General features: G+C 35.9%; 11 protein-coding genes and 5 pseudogenes. 6 read left to right on the top strand and 10 right to left on the bottom strand.

The features are described from left to right. Window positions 1–262 precede the first annotated feature (262 nt). Window positions 263–943 carry an IS6-like element IS1216 family transposase gene (locus tag J0J35_RS11350; protein WP_013646119.1) on the bottom strand — a complete coding sequence of 227 codons (681 nt, stop codon included), beginning with the start codon at window positions 941–943 and terminating at the stop codon, window positions 263–265. An 83-nt stretch (window positions 944–1,026) separates the two neighbouring features. Between J0J35_RS11350 and J0J35_RS11345 the strand changes: the two genes are divergently transcribed. Beyond that, complete coding sequence (locus J0J35_RS11345; protein WP_017370349.1) at window positions 1,027–1,230, top strand: conjugal transfer protein; 204 nt, start codon at window positions 1,027–1,029, stop codon at window positions 1,228–1,230. A gap of 718 nt (window positions 1,231–1,948) precedes the next feature. Here the strand turns inward: J0J35_RS11345 and J0J35_RS11830 are convergent. Beyond that, window positions 1,949–2,023: pseudogene (locus J0J35_RS11830) on the bottom strand (hypothetical protein); the annotation flags it as partial. 35 nt (window positions 2,024–2,058) lie between these two features. Here J0J35_RS11830 and tet(S) point away from each other — a divergent pair. The 3 genes and pseudogenes from tet(S) to J0J35_RS11325 form a co-directional block, all read left to right on the top strand. After that, entirely contained in the window at window positions 2,059–3,999 is a 1,941-nt protein-coding gene (gene tet(S) / locus J0J35_RS11335) for a tetracycline resistance ribosomal protection protein Tet(S) (protein ID WP_002405437.1), read from the top strand. 87 nt (window positions 4,000–4,086) lie between these two features. Continuing rightward, entirely contained in the window at window positions 4,087–4,230 is a 144-nt protein-coding gene (locus tag J0J35_RS11330; protein WP_206918305.1) for a cysteine-rich KTR domain-containing protein, read from the top strand. Then, a pseudogene (locus tag J0J35_RS11325) lies at window positions 4,199–4,339 on the top strand (IS6 family transposase); the annotation flags it as partial. The gene J0J35_RS11330 and the pseudogene J0J35_RS11325, both read left to right, overlap by 32 nt. A gap of 296 nt (window positions 4,340–4,635) precedes the next feature. Here J0J35_RS11325 and J0J35_RS11320 read toward each other — a convergent pair. Next, a complete protein-coding gene (locus tag J0J35_RS11320; RefSeq protein ID WP_195936439.1) occupies window positions 4,636–5,640 on the bottom strand; it encodes an aldose epimerase family protein in 1,005 nt (334 codons plus the stop codon). 166 nt (window positions 5,641–5,806) lie between these two features. Between J0J35_RS11320 and J0J35_RS11315 the strand changes: the two are divergent. Then, window positions 5,807–6,636: pseudogene (locus J0J35_RS11315) on the top strand (IS5 family transposase). Window positions 6,637–6,830: 194 nt separating this feature from the next. Here the strand turns inward: J0J35_RS11315 and J0J35_RS11310 are convergent. From J0J35_RS11310 to J0J35_RS11290, 5 genes and pseudogenes are all read right to left on the bottom strand, one after another. Further along, window positions 6,831–7,655 (bottom strand): endonuclease/exonuclease/phosphatase family protein, encoded by an 825-nt coding sequence (locus tag J0J35_RS11310; RefSeq protein WP_081200332.1) that lies wholly within the window; start codon window positions 7,653–7,655, stop codon window positions 6,831–6,833. A gap of 212 nt (window positions 7,656–7,867) precedes the next feature. Then, entirely contained in the window at window positions 7,868–10,030 is a 2,163-nt protein-coding gene (locus tag J0J35_RS11305) for a PTS transporter subunit IIBC (RefSeq protein WP_206918243.1), read from the bottom strand. A gap of 71 nt (window positions 10,031–10,101) precedes the next feature. Beyond that, window positions 10,102–10,770 carry a beta-phosphoglucomutase gene (gene pgmB / locus J0J35_RS11300; protein ID WP_043735886.1) on the bottom strand — a complete coding sequence of 223 codons (669 nt, stop codon included), beginning with the start codon at window positions 10,768–10,770 and terminating at the stop codon, window positions 10,102–10,104. A gap of 9 nt (window positions 10,771–10,779) precedes the next feature. After that, window positions 10,780–13,038 (bottom strand): glycoside hydrolase family 65 protein, encoded by a 2,259-nt coding sequence (locus J0J35_RS11295; RefSeq protein WP_206918304.1) that lies wholly within the window; start codon window positions 13,036–13,038, stop codon window positions 10,780–10,782. Window positions 13,039–13,216: 178 nt separating this feature from the next. Then, window positions 13,217–13,396: pseudogene (locus tag J0J35_RS11290) on the bottom strand (MFS transporter); the annotation flags it as partial. A gap of 167 nt (window positions 13,397–13,563) precedes the next feature. Here J0J35_RS11290 and J0J35_RS11285 point away from each other — a divergent pair. Then, a pseudogene (locus tag J0J35_RS11285) lies at window positions 13,564–13,761 on the top strand (IS3 family transposase); the annotation flags it as partial. 188 nt (window positions 13,762–13,949) lie between these two features. Here J0J35_RS11285 and J0J35_RS11825 read toward each other — a convergent pair. Then, a complete protein-coding gene (locus J0J35_RS11825; protein ID WP_230316055.1) occupies window positions 13,950–14,006 on the bottom strand; it encodes a hypothetical protein in 57 nt (18 codons plus the stop codon). Between the two features lie 706 nt (window positions 14,007–14,712). Next, window positions 14,713–15,393 (bottom strand): IS6-like element ISS1N family transposase, encoded by a 681-nt coding sequence (locus J0J35_RS11280; protein ID WP_206918303.1) that lies wholly within the window; start codon window positions 15,391–15,393, stop codon window positions 14,713–14,715. Between the last annotated feature and the right edge of the window lie 105 nt (window positions 15,394–15,498).

Below are 15,498 nucleotides of genomic sequence, written 5' to 3'. Positions count from 1 at the left end.
GTCGGTATTAGGGTCAGTATTAGGGTCGGTATCAAGGTCAGTATCAAGGTCAGTATTAGGGTCAGTATTAGGGTCGGTATCAAGGTCAGTATTGAGGTCGGTATTAGGGTCGGTATTGAAAAGTGTTATCGACCTTAAGAATGGACTAACAATTATTTATAGCCATGCTTTGAGAAAAAGCAAACTTTTCCTGAAACTTATATTTTTTGGTTCTGTTGCAAAGTTTTAAATAAAGAATAAAATCCCTTACGGTATCTATAATTTAAGCTGGGATTCCCAATAATACCTTGATTTCAGTACAGACCGAAAACCCGAAGAGAGTGCCTTCTTTTCGGGTTTTCTTATATAATCCTCGGATGGCTTCCATGCCTTTAATCGTGGGTGAGGCAGTGCGTAAACTTCGATAGAATTTATTGCGTCTCTTTACTGGACGATGGTCTTGTTCAATCAAATTATTCAGGTATTTAATGGTACGATGTTCTGTCCCTTGATAAAAGCCGTATTCTTTTAGTTTCTTAAAGGCACTTGTAATAGAGGGGGCTTTATCTGTGACTACAACCTTCGGTTCATCAAACTGCTTCACTAACCGCTTAAGAAAAGCATAGGCTGCTTGTGTGTCCCGTTTTTTACGTAACCAAATATCCAAGGTTAAACCATCTGCATCGATGGCTCGATACAAATAATGCCATTTTCCTTTAATTTTGATGTACGTTTCATCCATTTTCCATGAATAAAAGGATTTTTTATTTTTCTTTTTCCAAATTTGATAGAGTAGTTTGCCATATTCTTGCACCCAACGATAAATCGTCGTATGAGAAACGTTAATGCCACGATCATATAAGATTTCTTGAACTTCACGATAGCTAAGGTTATAACGAAGATAGTAGCCCACGGCTACAATAATCACATCCTGCTGAAATTGCTTTCCTTTAAAATGATTCATCGTCATTCCTCCTGCTATCTTTTTCTATTATTCTACCTTATTTGATAGTAGATTTAAAACTTTGCAACAGAACCGATTATTATATGATGGAAGATGTTTTACCAATAATCAGTCAAAACTTTATTTACTCTGAGTTGGTGAATCCAATTATTCAGAAGAAAGAGAAACAGTATCTAGTAAAAATAGCCGTTCGATATTTAGACAATGAAACAAAGATTGAAAATATTTCCCAATACCAATTAACTTTAGAGAAGAAGGATAACTGGAAAATAATAATGAATGAATAAAGAATATTAAGATGAAAACAATACTTGAATATTTAGTATAAGCAAAAAAAATTGTATGTCACTATAGCAAACTTATAATGATTTAGCATAAATAATCCAAAATATAGCGTGAAATCAACCTTCTATGAGAAGTATAAGCAAATTCACCTTTATTCTAACTTATAACTATTTTCATTACATTACTTAAAAAGGTCTCTCCAATTTTTTCCAAATAAACAGTATAACTTTTAATGATATTTTCCAAGTCAAACTTAATATTAACAATTCAAAACTATTGGAACCACTGCAAAATATTTTGTTAAGCAGTATATATTTCAAAAATTATACGTAATATATTTGTAGAAAGGTTGTGGACAGTTGTCCTATTGACCTGAAAAGTAATATAATAGCTGGATGAATAAAGAATCCCTTATGAACTTGTAAATCGTTATTAAATCGCTGAATTTTGATAGCCATTCTGAAGAGTTATCTTCAATTACTACACTAACTTCCATTAATTTCTCATTAATTTCCCTTTCGTTCAAAAAATATGGTTGGCTTTACAAGCATTCTATCATATGATAGAATTAAGATAACATTCAAAAGGAGATAATAAAAATGCGGCAAGGTATTCTTAAATAAACTGTCAATTAGATAGCGGGAATAATTAATTAAGCATCCTTATTTAAAATAAGGACTGGTTTTTTGTGCCCAGTTTAAGAATACTTTTATCATTTTATCATAAAGCATCTGTGGCTATCAGTGTGTAGTATACAGCTATTTTTGTATTAAAATCCCAGTGATAAGAGTATTTATCACTGGGATTTTTTCTGCTTTTTGAGCTTTTGAATGGAGGAAATAAAATTGAAAATTATTAATATCGGTATCTTAGCACATGTTGATGCAGGAAAAACTACTTTGACAGAAAGCTTACTATACAGTAGCGGAGCAATTAAAGAGTTAGGAAGTGTAGATAGCGGTACAACGAAAACGGATACTATGTTTTTGGAACGCCAGAGAGGTATTACTATTCAGACCGCAATAACATCTTTTCAACGGGAAAATGTTAAAGTAAATATTGTAGATACTCCTGGACACATGGATTTTTTGGCAGATGTATACCGTTCATTATCTGTTTTGGATGGAGCTATTTTGCTAATCTCTGCAAAAGATGGAGTACAGTCACAAACTCGTATACTATTCCATGCACTTAGAAAGATGAACATACCTATAATATTTTTTATTAACAAAATTGATCAAAATGGAATAAATTTGCCAGATGTTTATCAAGATATTAAGGACAAACTTTCTGACGACATCATAATTAAGCAGACTGTGAATCTAAATTTGAAACCTTATGTAATAGATTATACTGAACCAGAACAATGGGAGACAGTAATTGTGGGAAATGATTATTTATTAGAAAAATATACCATTGGGAAAACATTGAATATTGCAGAACTTGAAAAGGAGGAAAACGAAAGAATTCAAAGTTGCTCCTTATATCCTGTTTATCACGGAAGTGCAAAGAATAATATTGGAATTAAACAACTTATAGAGGTAATTACTAGCAAATTATTTTCACCCACACAACTCAATTCAGATAAACTTTGTGGAAATGTTTTTAAAGTAGAATATTCAGATGATGGTCAACGGCTTGTCTATGTACGTCTTTATAGTGGAACGCTACATTTGCGAGACTCAGTCAATATATCAGAAAAGGAAAAAATAAAAGTTACAGAAATGTATACTTCAATAAATGGAGAATTACGCCAGATAGATAAGGCAGAGCCTGGTGAGATTATTATTTTAAAAAATGAGCTTTTAAAACTAAATAACGTACTTGGAGATAAAAAAAGATTACCACATAGAGAAATTCTTGAGAATCCTCTTCCTATGTTACAAACAACAATTGAACCATGTAAATCAGTACAAAGAGAAAAGTTACTAGATGCACTTTTTGAAATATCCGATAGTGATCCCCTTCTACAATATTATGTAGATACAGTAACTCACGAAATTGTGCTATCTTTTTTAGGTGAGGTCCAAATGGAGGTAACTTGTACTCTGATTCAAGAAAAATATCATATTGAGATAGAAACAAGAAAACCAACTGTCATTTATATGGAAAGACCATTAAAAAAATCTGAATTTACCATTGATATCGAAGTACCTCCAAATCCTTTCTGGGCTTCTATTGGTTTATCTGTAACACCACTTCCTTTGGGTAGTGGCATTCAGTATGAGAGCCTGGTTTCTCTAGGTTATTTAAATCAATCATTTCAAAATGCAGTTATGGAAGGTATACGCTATGGGTGTGAACAAGGATTGTACGGTTGGAAATTAACAGACTGTAAGATCTGTTTTAAGTATGGTCTATATTACAGCCCTGTCAGTACGCCAGCAGATTTCCGAATGCTTGCGCCTATTGTACTAGAGCAGGCTTTTAGAAAGAGTGGTACAGAGTTATTAGAGCCATATCTTAGCTTCGAAATTTATGTACCACAAGAATATCTTTCGAGAGCATATAATGATGCTTCCAAATATTGTGCAAATATTTTAAATACTAAGTTAAAAGGTAACGAGGTCATTCTCATTGGTGAAATTCCAGCCCGTTGTATTCAAGAGTATCGAAACAGTTTAACTTTCTTTACAAATGGACGCAGTGTCTGTTTAACAGAGTTAAAAGGTTATCAGGTTACTAACATTAAGTCTGCTTTCCAACCACGTCGTCCAAATAATAGAATAGACAAAGTAAGGCATATGTTTAATAAAATCAACTTACATTGATAGTGAACTAAAGAGAAATTTTTAAAATGAATATTGAGTTGTTAATTAGAACAGGAGGATATAGATATTGTAAATACTAGGTGGATACTGTGCCCTATATGTGGCAATAAGACCCGTTTAAAAATGAGGGAAGATACTGAATTAAAAAATTTCCCTCTATTTTGTCCTAAATGCAGACAAGAAATTTTAATTGAAATAACGAAGTTTACGCACTGCCTCACCCACGATTAAAGGCATGGAAGCCATCCGAGGATTATATAAGAAAACCCGAAAAGAAGGCACTCTCTTCGGGTTTTCGGTCTGTACTGAAATCAAGGTATTATTGGGAATCCCAGCTTAAATCATAGATACCGTAAGGGATTTTATTCTTTATTTAAAACTTTGCAACAGAACCAAAGCACTCATTTCTGGCGTTAACCAGCCATTTAGCTCTGTTTGTTGGGGCGTCCGTTGGTTTTCAGCCGATAGGATAATGAGGTCTGGATTTTTAGAAAGTGCCTCACTTAAAGCATCTAAAGGGACATTTCATAGATAACGGGCTCATCTAGCAAACTTAAGACACGCTGAAGACATTGATCGGTGTCCTTTCCTTCATGATAATAATCTCCTGTTATACTGATGATTGTTTTGACCATTTTAGCTGACTCCAAATCTATAGTGAATTGTCTTTGACACTTTCTCATCTGGTAGAAGTGCGATGCTGCCCCATTCTGGATGATGCGGTAAATCCGGCAACTCCTGAAATTCAATAGCTAACCCCAGTTCTTTTGCCATCGGATGATCATTCACTTGAGTATCCCGATCCCACGCACTGACGCTATAAATGATCACACTCCTAGCCTCGCTCGTCACGTCTAGTCGTCTACCACTTGCTTTATCGTACAGGGTAACATGGTGGTCACCCGCATGGTCATCGAAAACAAAAGCTGTATCTAAGCCACTCGGAAGCGCATTTAGCGCATTTTCTACTGGTTTAGCTGTCGTGAAGTCGTAGGGCGTCTCTGCTACTGGTAAAAATAGTCCTGTCGGAATTAACTCGGCATCTGTGTCCAGAATGTGATCAGCTGAAATTTCAAGGATTTGTTGTCGAATATCTGTTTTCAACTCACCACTAAGGTTAAAGTAGCCATGATTGGTTGGATTAAAGAAGGTAGCAACTGGCGACTCTCCTGTGAAGGTAATGCTGAGCTGATTGTCGATTAGGTGATAAATAACCTGGGCAGCAATCGGACCAGGGAAACCAGATTTGTGATCGATATAACTGAAAGTAACAGTGATCTCGTCATCGCTTTCTTGCCAATCTAAATCCCACTCTTGGAATGACCAGCCTTGAGAGCCACTATGAAGCGAATTTGTATTGTCGTTAACTTCTAAGCTTAGGTCACCAATTTGTGCTTGTTTAATCCGGCCCGCGACTGGTCCTACAGTGGCCCCAAAATACTGTAAATCAGTGGCTAATGCGGATATTGGTGTCACATTTAGAACGACATTTTCAGCAATACCCTGCCTATCTTTAGCCAAGACACGATACAAATGTGCCCCATAGGCGACTAATTCAACTGTCAGACTGGTATTCTCCAATCTGACCAACTGGGTTGTTTTTCCCTCACCCATGCTAACTTTTTCGACTCTTACACTCATATTTTTTCCCTTTCTGCGATTTCACTTCATGAAATCTTGAAACTTGCCATCCGCTCGAATGGTAACCTGACACTTTAATTGTAACACTTTACTAGGTTAAGGGCACCTCTAAAAACGTATGAAAAGAGGTATAATAGATTAAAAATAAGCTAACGAGGTATTGAAGATGAATTTATTTGGAGATAGCGACTATCTTGAAAAATTAAGTTTAAAAGGAGACCCTCTTGAGCGGCTAGAAAAAGTGGTTGATTTCGAGTGTTTTCGCCCAACTCTTAACCGGATTTTTAAGTATGATTTAAAAAACAAATTTCATGCTGGTAGACCGCCCTATGACCTTGTTTTAATGTTGAAAATTCTAATTTTACAACGCTTATACAATCTATCTGATGATGCAATGGAATATCAAATGATTGACCGGATTACGTTTAGAAGATTCCTTAAGATTGATGACAAGGTACCAGACGCAAAGACTATCTGGAACTTTAGAAATCAGCTATCAAAATCTAATAGAGGAAACTGGCTTTTTTCTGCCTTTCAAGAAAAACTTGATCACAAGGGATGATCGCTCATAAAGGGCAGATTGTTGATGCAACATTCATAGAGGCGCCTAAACAACGTAATCCAAAAGACGAAAATGAATTGATTAAAGCAAATAGGGTACCAGTGAATTGGACGAAGAACAAAAGAGCACAGAAGGATACAGCTGCTCGCTGGACAATTAAAGGTAATGAGAGACACTATGGCTACAAAAATCATATTGCTATAGATACCAAATCAAAATTCGTAAAGAATTATCAAACAACGATGGCATCTGATATTACTAAATTATATGGATTGACAGACATCGGTACGCCAATCGTCAAACAGCATAATGGTATCAATGAGATCACCTTATATTATGACTTGCCGCTCTTCTTTTATTTCATCATCGGGTTGACCTTCATTGGTTGGCTGATTTTATTCATCATGTTTATTAGAAGTCGGATACATTCATAAAAAAATGAGGTTGAGACAAAAATCGTTTATGAGAAATTAGAGAAAAAACGAACAATACATTTTTTGTATTGCTCGTTTTTTTTAAATTTCCGAAAAACCTGCCTTTCGGACGTCGTTTATTCGAGAGTCTGTAACAAACCTGGTTTTTAGATTTGTCCCATATTCTTATTGTGACAATATTCCTTCGTTTCTCTTCACTCCAACGTGACTGCTACCCCATAATGATCACTGACAATCGGGCCATTTTCCCCGTCAAAAATACGTTGATAACTTGTAACAAAGCAATCTTGTGGTACATAAATATAGTCGATACGTAGCCCCTCTTTATTGTTTTCCCAGCCATCGATTCTCTTTTCGATCGTTGCTTCAGCTTGTTTTTTTTGCGCGATTGGATAAGCATCACGAATAGGCAACTGACTTTTTGCCACTAAATCGTACCCGCTGCCTTCAGCAGGATTGTTGAAATCCCCTAATAGATACAGTGGTGTTGTAAGAGGCGCTAAACTTGCTTCTAATTCTTTCCACTCAAATGCAAATCCGCTTTTTTCATCTGCCCACCAAGAAAAATGACAGCTTGCTACAGTAATACATTGTGTTTTGACAGAGGTTTGACCTACTAATATTTTTCGAGTATGGTAATCCTCTTTTTCTTTTGTTTCGGAGACTAGGTGCGTTTGACTAGTTAGTGGTTGTTTGGAAAGAAGCGCATTGCCTTCCTCATAGATAGCATAGCCGATATGACTCATTTCCCAACTCCAATAGTAAGTTTCACCTTGTTCTGCTAAGAGCTGGATCAAGCAATAGGCAAAGTTATCCGAGCGGACAGGCGTTTGTTCCTGCACCTGACTAAAATTCTTCAGCTGCTCACTGGTTAGTCGTTTTGCGTTCATCGTTTGATTGACTTCTTGCAATGCGATCACATCATATTGTTCATGACAGATTTTTTGAGCGATCTGTTTTAATTTTTCTTGTGGTTCCTCTTCTAACCAGCTATGCGTATTCAACGTCATTATTTTCATATAATTCTCCTTCTTAATGGGATGGGTCGAAACATTGCTCCCACCTTCTGGATCCATATAGGTAAAGACCCCAAAGTAGTTTATTCAAAAAATAAGCCAATAATCCCTGAAATAGGAAAAGCAATTTCGGGATTATCGGCTTACTTCTAGGAGTTACACACATCGAACACATTCTTTCGATATGAAATACACACATGAACTTCTGTGATTCTTTACAAGTTTATTTTCCCGATCACTGTTCCTCGTTCAGTGTCTCCTAATTTATTGATTGTCAGCCCATTGACTTTGTCATCTGTAAAGACTACTATGATCGTCGTTTCTTTCCCTTCGTTCTTGATTGCATCTAGATTCATCTGAGCAATCGTTGTTCCTGCTACTACTTCTTGGCCTTCAGAAACTAAGATCTCAAACGCTGGCTGGCTCATCTGAACAGTATCCAGTCCCATATGGATCAAAACTTCTGCTCCTTCTGCTGTTTGCATGCCAATTGCATGCTTGGTTGGGAAGACACTCACGATTTTACCAGAAAGTGGTGCCGTCACTTCTCCAGTGGCAGGAATGACAGCAAAGCCATCACCCATCATCTTTTGTGAAAAGACTGGATCATTCACATCTGTTAAAGCAATTACCTCACCAGTTGCTACAGTGAATAATTCTTTTTCGATACCTAAAACATGTTTCTCTTCATTCTTCTCATTTTTATTTGTTGCCTCAACTGTTGGCTCTGGAATATCAGCGCCTGATTGTAGTAAATCTTCAATATCCGATTTCAACACATCCGCTTTTGGTCCATACACGGCTTGCACACCTTTGTCCTTAACGATCAAGCCCATCGCTCCAGCACGTTTCCATTCTTCTTCTGAACCGACTTTCCCAGGATCCTCGACGCTGACACGTAAACGAGTCATACAAGCATCTACATCCTTGATGTTTTCTTTTCCACCTAACAAATGGATGATCTTAATGATTTGTTGATCTGCATTAGTTGCAGAACCTGACGGCGTTTCTTCACTGTCGTTATTATAGTTCCCATTACGTCCTGGTGTAGCATAATTGAATTTTTTGATCAAAAAGTTTGCCACAAAATACGTCAATACTCCAAATAATATGACACAGATAACAAAATTGAGCAAGTCGATACCTAATCCTGCTTTGATCGCTAATGGTGTACGTGTCAATAGTTCAATGTTCCCAAATGAATGGACACGTAAAGGTAGAATATCTGCCATTGCAAAAGCTGCCCCTTGGATCACAGAATAAACAATGTAAAGAGGTACAGCTGCAAACATGAACATGAACTCTAATGGTTCGGTTACACCTGTTAAGAAAACTGCAAGTGCTGCTGAAAAATACATTGATTTATATTTAGACTTTTTGTCTGGATCAACATTACGGTACATCGCTAGTGCTAATCCCATCAAGATACCGGAAGAACCAATCATTTGTCCCACTTTAAAACGAGCAGGTGTCCAGTTCGTCAATACGAATTCATATTGCGACATGTTGCCGGCGCCTTTCAAGTTGACCAAATCAGTCGCCCACGCCAACCATAAAGGATCTTGTCCAAATACTTTTGTTCCCGCTTGCGCACCAGATAATATCTCATAGGTACCACCCAGCTGCGTATAATTGATTGGGATCGTCAACATGTGATGTAAGCCAAATGGTAACAATAGACGTTCCAATGTACCATATAGGAATGGTGCTAAAATCGGAGCGCTTTCTTTTGACTGTGCAATCCACAATCCAAAGTTATTGATCCCTGCTTGGACATTCGGCCATACAATAGCAAGAATCAATGCAACAATCGTTGACCACAAAATAACTACAAAAGGAACAAATCTTTTTCCATTAAAGAACGATAATGCGTCAGGTAATTTACGATAATTGTAATATTTATTATAGGCCATCGCCCCAACGAACCCTGCAATAATACCAACAAATACCCCCATATTTAGTGCTGGTGCTTCTAATACACTGGTAAAGAACCCTTTAACCATGATTTTCGTGCCAAACAAGGTATGCGTAAATGCGTCTTCATTTGCCAACATCTCATTAGTCACACCAAAAATTGCTCCTGTGATCCGATTGATCAATATAAATGAGATCCCCGCAGCGAATGCTCCCCCTGCTCGTTCTTTTGCCCAACTACCACCTATTGCTAGTGCAAATAAAAGATGTAAATTTCCGATAACTGCCCAACCAATATTTTCGATCACGCCACCCGTTGTAACTAAAGGTGCAAGATCAGGATTGATCAACGGAATCGATTTACCGATACTGATCATCAAACCTGCCGCTGGCATAACTGCCACAACGACCATTAAAGCCTTTCCAAATTTTTGCCAAAACTCAAAGCTAAATATTTTTTTCATTTCCTCATCTCCTTAAAAATTAATATTTGTGTACATATTTGAACTTTGCAACAGAACCGTTTCACTTAACATTAATGATTTATCTCCCAAATTTTTTTTAAATATTCAAAAGTCAGCATTTCAGTGCTTTCTACTACTGCAATATCATTTCCCAAATTTTCTTCATCTCCCACACCAATTGGTAATGCCCCAGAATCTTTTATGGATTGAATTCCAGCTTGAGAATCCTCCAAACCGATTGATTCATAAGGCATAACGCCAACAGCATGTGCTGCTGCAATAAAAATATCTGGTGCTGGCTTTGATGCCACAACTTCAGACGGGTCAGCAATAGCATCAAAATATTCAGTTAATTCCATTTTTTCTAATAGAAATGGACCATTTTTAGATGCAGAAGCTAGTCCAATTTTAATATCATTTTTTTTCAAATCTTTCAAAAGTTTTAAAATTCCTGGATAAACATCTTGAGAGCTTATATTCTGAATCATCTTGACATAATTATCATTTTTCATATTCGCTAAAGCAAAAAAATCTTTCTCAGTGTATGATTTCATTCCCTCATCAAGCGATAGAATTTTCTTTAGGGATTCTTCTCTTGATACACCTTTTAATTGTTCGTTAAATTTTCGATTAACTCCTTTAATCCCTAGGTATTCTGCCAACTCTTTCCAAGCTTGATAATGATACTCTGCTGTATCTGTGATAACACCATCTAGATCAAATAAAACTGCTTTAAACATAACTTCTCCTTATTTTTTTAAGTTTACTGAAACAAAATTTGAAAGTTTAATTTTTTCACCATAAATTTCAAGATTTAAGGCTTGACCACTTAATAATTCAAGCTTCACTTCTTGACCAACAGAAATTTTTAATAAACGTCCGCGATAGTTAATGTGAAAGGCATAACCCGTCCATGCTTGTGGTAAAAATGGGGCGAAACTCAATTGACCATCCCAGGTTTTCATTTGGGCAAAACCATGAACAATCGACAACCATGAGCCAGTCATTGATGTGATGTGAAGTCCATCTTCTGTGTCGTTATTATAATTATCTAAGTCAAGACGAGCTGTTCTTTCATACATTTCAACAGCCTTGTCTTCCATGCCAAGCTCTGCTGCTAAAATCGCATGAATGGATGGAGAAAGTGAGCTTTCATGAACAGTTAATGGTTCATAAAAATCAAAATTTCGTTGTTTTTCGGCTAATGAAAACTGATTGCCGAAAAAGTAAATTCCTTGAAGCACATCTGCTTGCTTAATATATGGACTACGTAACACTCGATCCCAAGACCAATTTTGGTTCAATGGAAGATTTTTAGGGTCAAGTTGAGCCACTGGAGTCAAATCTTTATCTAAAAAACCATCATGTTGAACAAAGATACCCAATTCTTCATCTTCTGGATAATACATTTTATCCACAATTTCTGACCAGTGAGCAATTTCAGCTCCTTCAATTAAATCTGGGCGTGGGTATTTCGCTAAACTTTCAGCAGTATAAGTCAAAACCCAAGCTGCCAATTTATTAGTGTACCAGTTGTTATTGATATTATTTTCATACTCATTTGGGCCTGTGACTCCATGAATCATGTATTTATCATTTCGTTTACTATAATGCACACGGTCTGCCCAAAAACGAGCAATTTCAATCAAAACTTCTAAACCTTCATGAGCAAGATAAGTTTCATCTCCCGTGTAGTTGCTGTAGTTATAAATCGCATAAGCCATTGCTCCATTACGGTGAATTTCTTCAAATGTAATTTCCCACTCATTATGACATTCAACACCTGTAAAAGTAACCATTGGATACAAAGCACCTTTAAGTCCTTGTTGACGGGCATTATGTTGTGCTTGTGGCAATTGATTATGACGATATTTTAAAAGATTTTTAGCAACTTTTTCATCAGAAAGTGCCAAGTATAATGGAACGGCATAGGCTTCTGTATCCCAATAAGTTGCTCCGCCATATTTTTCTCCAGTAAATCCTTTAGGCCCAATATTTAAACGTTCATCTTCGCCGTAATAGGTAGAGAAAAGTTGGAAAAGATTAAAGCGAATCCCTTGTTGAGCTTCTGCTGAACCGTCAATTTGTACATCAGCAATTTCCCAACGTTTTTTCCAAGCGATTTCTTGTTCTTTATAAAATTCATGATATGTTTTCTTAGAAATTTCAAGGGTCAAATTTGATAGCACTTTTGTTAAATTCGAGGGTTCAATATCACGACTTGTGACAACTAAAACATTTTTGATAAAGGCGAGTGGTGCATTTTCTATTAATTTTGCTTCGTAAACATCTAAAACAGAACTTTCTCTTGTTTCTTGCTTAACTCGAGTAAAATCGCCTGCAAAGCTTTGTTTAGCTGCTACCGTAAATTGTTCAACTCCAAATGGATTAGGAATTGTTTCGGTGACAATAAATGAACCTGTAGCTGTATTATCAAGGTTTTTTACTGTCCAAAATTTTTCATCGTAGTTGGAATCTTCATTACGAACATTTGCATCAATGATTGAGGCTGTACGGATTTGATGAATTTCACCATCTAAGCTTTCAAACATGAAAGCAAAAACCGCAAGTTCTTGTTGAGCAATTGAGAAAAATCTTTCGGCAGTCACACGTACTCCATAAGCTACATAAGTATAGGTGAGTATCCCTTTTTCCATATCAAGCGACAGATTAAAATCAGTCACGTGACTTGCGGCTAAATCAACTTCTTTGTCATCAATAAAAACTCTGACAGAAGCAAAATTGAGGGCATTGATTGCTTTACCAAAATATTCAGGATAACCATTTTTCCACCAACCTACACGTGTTTTATCTGGAAACCAAACCCCTGCAATATAAGTTCCTTGGTGACTGTCGCCACTATAAGTTTCACTAAAATTTCCGCGCATTCCCATGTAGCCATTTCCAATGGAAGTAAGTGATTCTTGCAAACGACGGTCTTCTTTTTCAATCTGATTTGATGTAATTTTCCAAGGGTCAATGCCCATAATTCTTTTGATTTGTTTCATAGTGTTATCTTGTTCTCACCTTCTATTTTTTATAAAACTGATATTCCCAGGATGACATAATTGGAAGTAAAGACTGTCAATTCAGTGGGTTACTTACTTATTTATTAATCCAGTTATAGTAGAGCTCATTATTAATAAGTTTAATTATAAATTATTTTGTACAGATGGAATATCCTTTAGGTGGTAAAATGAAGAAAAAACCTAAACGAGTTGGGTCCGCACCAAGTGTTTCAAAAATTCTTCCCATATTTGAGCTTTGAAGAGAAAAAGCCATTTGAACCCCAAGGTAACCAAACGACAACATCCAGATTGTTTTTAATGGTAAAGTTGGTAATTTAGAAGTTTTTACTTCCGACATAAGATATCCTCCAAAAAATTCGAAAAAATTACGCAACCGTTTGCGTAATCAACCAAAAATAAAAGCGCTTTTTTTAAGGTAAATCAATTATATCACAAACGCTTTCATTACGTCAATAATATTATATTTCCTTATATTTATATTAGCGGATAGCTTCCGCGTGATGTTATCCTTATCATAATGCCAGTCTTGAATCTTGGCATGGAAATTTAAAAAGAGAATGGGTGTATCAATTTAAATATAAGGACTTTGAAGAAGCCTATCAGAGTATTTTCTGGTACATTGAAGCCTTTTATAATTCAAAACGCATCCATCAGAGTTTAGGGTATCTTACGCCTAATCAATTTGAAAAAGCAATCACTTAAAATAAACAGTTTAAAATTATACAATAGCGACTCTAGAATTTAAGGATAACATCAGAGATGACAAAAAATGGAAGTTGTGATAAAATAAAGATAAAGAAAAAAGGACTTGCTAGTAACAAGTCCAATGTAGCCGTTTTAAGAACGGTAGCAAATACTATCTAAATGACCTTATCCGCTAAGATGAACGGTCATTTTTTGTTACTCGTATTAATGACAAGAATCATCAAAGTTGCAAATGCAATCATGAGACTCAATGCCTGAAATACAGTCAAAAAATTTTCGCCTTTCATGTTTTGTGAGGTTTTGCCCACGAAATAATCATAAGCACCACCTCCAATCAAAGCTACCGTTCATAAACTCTACTCCATTATTATAACAAAAAAAAGCTTCTACAAGCCATTTAGCTTGTAGAGGCTTTTTTTCATAAATAGTTTCCTAAACCTATTATCATAATAACAGAAAAAACTGAGAGGCAAACAAGAGAAAATAACGACATCAAAATATAAATCACATAATTTCTTCCGCTCTGGTTTTTCTTAAAAGCAAGGTATAAGCATGAAATGAGTGAAAGTAAAGGTATGACGAATAACAACAAAACTGTTGCTAGAGGTCCACTATGAGAAATATTTTCTACTCCTTTAAAAATGTGACCAAAGGATGAATTAAGCAGACTATTTTTTATAAAAAAGGGAGACGTTATACAGAGCCAGAGGAGAAGTATAAATGGAATATGTAATATAAAGATTATAGTTTTTTTCATCAATGGCTCCTAATTTTTTATTAAACGTTTAGCAAAAACACACCCTAATGAACTGTATTATAAGTCAGGATGTATTTTTTACTTTATTTATTCATAATTTTATCTACAGCAAAGCATTCTATAAAAATAAGAATTACGGTTCTGTTGCGAAGTTTGAAAATCAAACGTGCCCTCTCTGAACTCCAAATATCTTAGGCTGTTATTCCCATTAATACCTTGATTTCAGTAGACACCGAAAATCCGAAGAGCGTTCCATTTCTTCGGTTCTTTTTATATATTCCTCGAATGGTCTCCATGCCCTTAATCGTGGAAGAGGCTGTACGGAGACTTTGATAAAATTTATTCCGTCGTTTAATAGGTCGATGGTCTTGTTCTATTAAATTGTTAAGATACTTCACAGTTCGGTGCTCTGTCTTAGTGTATAAACCCACACTCTGTAACTTTCTAAAGGCGGAGCCAAGAGAAGGTGCTTTATCGGTCACAATTGCTTTCGGCTCACCAAACTGTTTATGGAGTCGTTTTAAGAAAGCATAGGCTGCTTGCGTATCCCGTTTCTTTCGTAACCAGATATCTAAGGTTAAGCCGTCCGCATCAATTGCACGATAAAGATAATGCCAACGTCCCTTAATTTTGATATAGGTTTCGTCCATTTTCCATGAATAGAAGGATTGTCTATTTTTCTTCTTCCAAAGATCATAGAGGACTTTGCTGTACTCTTGCACCCAACGATAAATCGTAGTATGACAAACATTTATTCCACGATCATATAACAATTCCTGAACTTCACGATAGCTTAGATTGTAACGCAGGTAGTAACCAACAGCGACAATAATGACGTCTTTTTTGAATTGTTTGCCTTTAAAATGATTCATTACTCTGTCCTCTCTGTCTTTTTTCTCAATTTTACACTAAAATAGATTTTTTGGAAAACTTTGCAACAGAACCGAATTTATTTTTAAAGCTGTCTAATTTACTTT

The sequence above is a fragment of the Lactococcus sp. LG606 genome (assembly GCF_017309645.1).
Lineage (GTDB): Bacteria > Bacillota > Bacilli > Lactobacillales > Streptococcaceae > Lactococcus > Lactococcus petauri.
Note: the sequence above shows the minus strand (reverse complement) of the source record. Positions and strands in the feature narration are given on the sequence as shown.

What these genes read in the sequence shown, in the direction of transcription:
- J0J35_RS11350 (WP_013646119.1), bottom strand. Translation starts at nt 943, where the DNA reads ATGAATCATTTTAAAGGAAAGCAATTTCAGCAGGATGTGATTATTGTA.
- J0J35_RS11345 (WP_017370349.1), top strand. Translation starts at nt 1,027, where the DNA reads ATGATGGAAGATGTTTTACCAATAATCAGTCAAAACTTTATTTACTCT.
- J0J35_RS11320 (WP_195936439.1), bottom strand. Translation starts at nt 5,640, where the DNA reads ATGAGTGTAAGAGTCGAAAAAGTTAGCATGGGTGAGGGAAAAACAACC.
- J0J35_RS11310 (WP_081200332.1), bottom strand. Translation starts at nt 7,655, where the DNA reads ATGAAAATAATGACGTTGAATACGCATAGCTGGTTAGAAGAGGAACCA.
- J0J35_RS11305 (WP_206918243.1), bottom strand. Translation starts at nt 10,030, where the DNA reads ATGAAAAAAATATTTAGCTTTGAGTTTTGGCAAAAATTTGGAAAGGCT.
- pgmB (WP_043735886.1), bottom strand. Translation starts at nt 10,770, where the DNA reads ATGTTTAAAGCAGTTTTATTTGATCTAGATGGTGTTATCACAGATACA.
- J0J35_RS11295 (WP_206918304.1), bottom strand. Translation starts at nt 13,038, where the DNA reads ATGAAACAAATCAAAAGAATTATGGGCATTGACCCTTGGAAAATTACA.
- J0J35_RS11280 (WP_206918303.1), bottom strand. Translation starts at nt 15,393, where the DNA reads ATGAATCATTTTAAAGGCAAACAATTCAAAAAAGACGTCATTATTGTC.